At 36.9% G+C, this 4,539-nt stretch carries 4 protein-coding genes; all 4 read left to right on the top strand.

Annotated features, from left to right (window positions below):
• Positions 1-122: 122 nt before the first annotated feature.
• Positions 123-551, top strand: coding sequence for a hypothetical protein (locus HPY60_11570; protein NPV51814.1), 429 nt, complete (start codon positions 123-125; stop codon positions 549-551).
• Positions 552-692: 141 nt separating this feature from the next.
• Positions 693-2,054, top strand: coding sequence for a TraM recognition domain-containing protein (locus HPY60_11565; GenBank protein ID NPV51813.1), 1,362 nt, complete (start codon positions 693-695; stop codon positions 2,052-2,054).
• Positions 2,051-3,760 (top strand): HD domain-containing protein, encoded by a 1,710-nt coding sequence (locus HPY60_11560; protein NPV51812.1) that lies wholly within the window; start codon positions 2,051-2,053, stop codon positions 3,758-3,760. Before HPY60_11565 ends, HPY60_11560 begins: the two co-directional genes overlap by 4 nt.
• A 58-nt stretch (positions 3,761-3,818) precedes the next feature.
• A partial coding sequence (locus tag HPY60_11555; protein NPV51811.1) for an HD domain-containing protein occupies positions 3,819-4,539 on the top strand: 721 nt, incomplete at its 3' end.

Genomic DNA, 4,539 nt, shown 5'->3' with positions numbered 1-4,539 from the left:
AGAGTTTAAGGCAGTAAAACGAATAGCTGGTGCGTACACTGTAATTCACGCTAAGGAAAGAATTCCAAAAGAATATATTAAAAAAACAACAGAAATTTTAAAAGAGGGGGTGATTGTAAGATATGGGGAAAAGATTTTCTGAACTATTCAAGACAAAACAACTTGCTAACCGTATTATAATTTACGAAACTTTAAGGCTTCACAAAGCTCCTTCCCGTGTTTTAACTAACTCTGTAGCTTTGCTTGCTTCTGCAATAGACAGTCTTGAAAGAATAGATTGCGATTTACTTAAAAAATATATGGAAGATTTTTTAGTTACAGAATGTGAGTTTCAATATGGCACACCAAGTTGTATTTTTAATTGTTTAAATTATTTTTCTTGCATGCAAAAACGCCAATTTTGTAAAAAATGCACTAAGTCTAATGCTCCAACTATTGAAGATTGTATAGAGTGTTTTTTGCATCAGGCAGATGAAAACACGTGGGGAATAATGCGGGATGCACACTTGCATTGCGAGAACTATGAACTAGACGAAGAAAATTTAATTTAAATAATTATTTAACAATGTTTGCAGAAAGAGTTAAAGTTTTGCACAAAAAATATGGAATTGATAAGGAAAAAGTTTGGGAGAAAGTAAACAAGATTGTAAACCAACTTCTTACGCAACTTGGTGAAATGAAGGATGGAATAGATGCTTAAAAGAAAAAAAGAGAAGACAAAGGAAAAAATAACCATTTTAGGGGAAGGATACAACCTTTCCGATCCATACAAAAAGAAAATTCAGATTGCCATTCCAGATTCCCACAGGAAAGGACATTTCTGGTGTTTTGGAACAACAAGAGCGGGCAAAACCAGACTAATGGAGTCTATGGTAGAGCAGGACATAAGGAAAGGATACTCGGTTGTAGTTATAGATCCCAAAAGCGACATTCAGTTGTTCAGTAAAATAGTTCAAGTTGCCTTTGAAGAGCAGAGGCACGAAGACTTGATATTTATCACGCCTATATTTCCAGAATATTCTGCAGTAATAGATCCTCTTGCTTACTACTATATGCCTGAAGAATTGGTTGCCCACATAGTTTCTGGAGTTCCTGTTGAAGAACCATTTTTCTACAAAGTTGCATATGAAATCAGTATGGTTCTTGTTCAGGCTTTACTTCTTAAGGCAAAATTAGAAGGAAGAGGACACACCTTTAACATAAATGAGATAAAAGACAGGATGAGCAGGGAAGAGATAGCTGAACTTCTAAAGGAGATACAGGTTATAGACTTGCCCGAGGCAAAAGAGATAGCAAAAAACATGCAGAAAATAGTCAACTCCCCACAGGACTACTATTCAAAAATTTCAACTTCTTTAAGAGTAGCACTAATGCAACTTTCAGCTGGGAATATTGGAAAACTTATAGGCAAAGCTGATGAAAACAGATTTATAAAGAGACTTGAAGAGGGTAAAAGAGTTATTATGATCGCTCATCTTGGTGCATTACTTACGGAAGATGCAGCGAAAGTGCTTGGGAAAGTTATAGTAAGCATGGTTAAAACATTTGTTGGTAGAATGTTTTTAAGTGGTGAAATTATTAATCCTCCGATTGCAATGTATATAGACGAAGCTCAGAACATTCTTTACTACGGCATCGAAGATTTATTTGCCAAAGCAGGTGGAGCAGGAGTTTGGGTTCACGCATTCAACCAGTCAGTTAACCAGATATATCAGGAAGTAGGACACGAATTTGGACGTTCCATCCTTGACAACGCCAACACCAAGCTCTTTATGCGTGTCCCCGATACTGACACTGCTGAGTATGTTGCAAAGCACTTTGGAACAAAGAAGAGAATTTCACCAGCCATATCCCCTGGTGGAGGAATAATTACTAAAGAAGTTGAAGAACCACTTGTTAAGCCCGAACACGTTCTTAATTTAGGTCCAAGGCAATTTTACCTATTTACGTACAGTGGACAGTATAAAGGAAAGACTATTGACGTAAGCGACTGTTACATAGAGATAAAGTTTCCGAAAATATCAGTAGAAACGCAGGAAGCAGTTGCACAATGATAGAGCTTTTTTTAATTGTGATCATAGTAAGTGTGGGGCTTTTGTGGTGGGCTTTAAAACCTACAAAGAGTGGGAATACATCTTTGGCTAAAAACGAGAATGGAAAGCAAGAAATTCATATTGAAGACGTATCAATTCTTTGGACGAAGAGAAAGGAAGCAGTAATCAAACTTGAGGAGCTTTCAAGACTCTGGAGAAACTCCCAAGCAAACGTGGAACAGAGCGATATTCCACACTTCTTTACAGACGTAATCAGAGAATTTTTCAAAAAGCACATTGACAAGAAACCTTTCTATACAGGTGGAGCAAGGAAAGTAATAAATAATCTGCTTACGCTTCTTGATACAGAAGGAGCAGTTGCAAGTGTTGTGTCAGGGCAGAACGAGACGGAAAGTAAGATTCCGCAGGATACATACAAAATGCTTGCACAGGTCTCACTTGCAGAACACACAGTGCATGTAGCCGAGGAGATACTTACTATAGTCCCCTACAGTGCGAACTTACCGATAGCACTTATTGCCGCACTGGCACACGACATAGGCAAGATTCCAAAGTACAGAAAGCAGTACTATGCACTCGGAGATCATCCTTTTATAAGCGTTACAGTGCTTGAAAGCATAAGTGGTTTTAAAGACTTAGTTTACGCAGATGAAATAATACAGGCTGTAAGAGATCATCACTTAAAACCAAAAAACTACGTAGGTGAAGTACTAAAAGAAGCTGATACGAGAGCAAGAAGAAGAGAACTGGTTGAAGTACAGAAAAAACTTTCCACCTTACCTCCTCCAGATGCCTTTGAACATTCCGACACAAACGTAGACGAAGCAATTACTCCAACATACGAAAAACTAACAACCGAAACAAACACTAATCAAACCTTATCAAACTCATCCAACATCCCAACCAAACTTCATTTACCACCACATCAAACTCAACTTCAAACGCAACATCAACCACAACCACAGTCCCCATCACAATCACAATCTCAACCAACGCATCATCGGGTTCCATCAAACTCTACATCTGATACCTTCGCTTCTGTCAATCTTATTCAATCGTTTAATAAAACACATATGCTTCAGGAAAACAGCAACACTGACGATACAATTCCTGAAATATTCAATTATCAACCTACAAAGACACAAAAGTCTGAGCCAGTTGAAACATCAGCAGATGTGTTTTTCAACACGCAGAGTGCTACAACTGTAGAAGAAGAACAAAAACCTAAAGAAATAGAAATGCAGTGGTTTAATCCCGAGGAATTTTTGTCAAAGGTTCTAACTTACGTAAATAAACTCATAAATGGAAGGTGGCTTGCTGTGAGCATGCCTAATGGAATAGTTTACGTCCAACCAAGACTGTTTTGGAGCGTGCTATTTGAGATGGCGATTGAGAAAGGCATTATGGATATTGGATTAAGTGAAAAAGATGATGCAACAAAAAGGAACTATCTCTACACAGTGTTAAAGCAGATACAACATTACAAGAATGCAGTGGAGACTTCACTAATTAGGGAAGGATACTTTTCAGCTCCCTTTATAGTTGAAATGAGAAATGGGAAAAAGTATAGGAATCTTTACATTCCACTTCGAGCACAGGAAGCATTTGGAGTACTTGCAGGAGAACTGGAAGCAAGGAAAGAAGGGAAGTTAAAGGAAATAGTGGACGTGTATCCACCTTTTGAGAAAGGAACAGAAAATGTTTGAAAAATCAGGTTACTCCGTGATGTTTTTAAGTTTGAAATCTTTTAAACAGGAGAAAACAATGGAAGTTGTAGCTTGGCACTGTTTAGATACTAATCAAAATAGAAAGAACTGTGAAATACTTCGAAGCAGTTCAATTAACTTTTATTTAGGTATATCTGACAGTTCAATTATTCCACAGGTAATTGAATCGCAAAGCATAGAGAAAGCTTATAATTATCTAAAGAAAACAGAAATATACAGCTTAATTAAAGCGGTAATTTGCGAAAAAGTAAAAATTTCACAAGAAAATCTGCCTTACATAGTAAAACTTGCGAAAGATGGATATGCTTATTTTTGGGATATGGAAGATTTATTTTGGTTTTTGAAGTTTACGAGGCAGTTGAATTTTAACGCACGAAATGTAGTTGAGCTAATGCAATTTGTGGAGAAAAGTAATCATAGTTTTAAAGTGGCACAGCTAAGCAAACAGGTTGCAGAAGCTTGTGGTATTAAAGATTTCCCTTGGGAAGACGTTTTGTATCACGACGTAGGGAAGATTGCAATGCCACAAAGTTTTTTATTTGCTCCGAGGTACTATACACAGGTTGAAAGACAATTTATTCAACTGCATGTAGTTCACGGATGTAATTTAGCAAAAAAATTAAATCTAAACGGGAATATAAAGAATTTTGCTTTATATCATCACGAAAGATATGACGGAAGTGGTTATTTAAAGGGCATCAGGGGAGATGAAATTCCTAAATTTGTCCAGATTGTAACAATTTGTGATGTTTATGATG

Source organism: Methanofastidiosum sp., assembly GCA_013178285.1.
In the GTDB taxonomy this organism is placed as follows: Archaea; Methanobacteriota_B; Thermococci; order Methanofastidiosales; family Methanofastidiosaceae; genus Methanofastidiosum.
The sequence above is the reverse complement of the archived record's forward strand: the minus strand, read 5'-3'. Positions and strand labels throughout refer to the sequence as shown.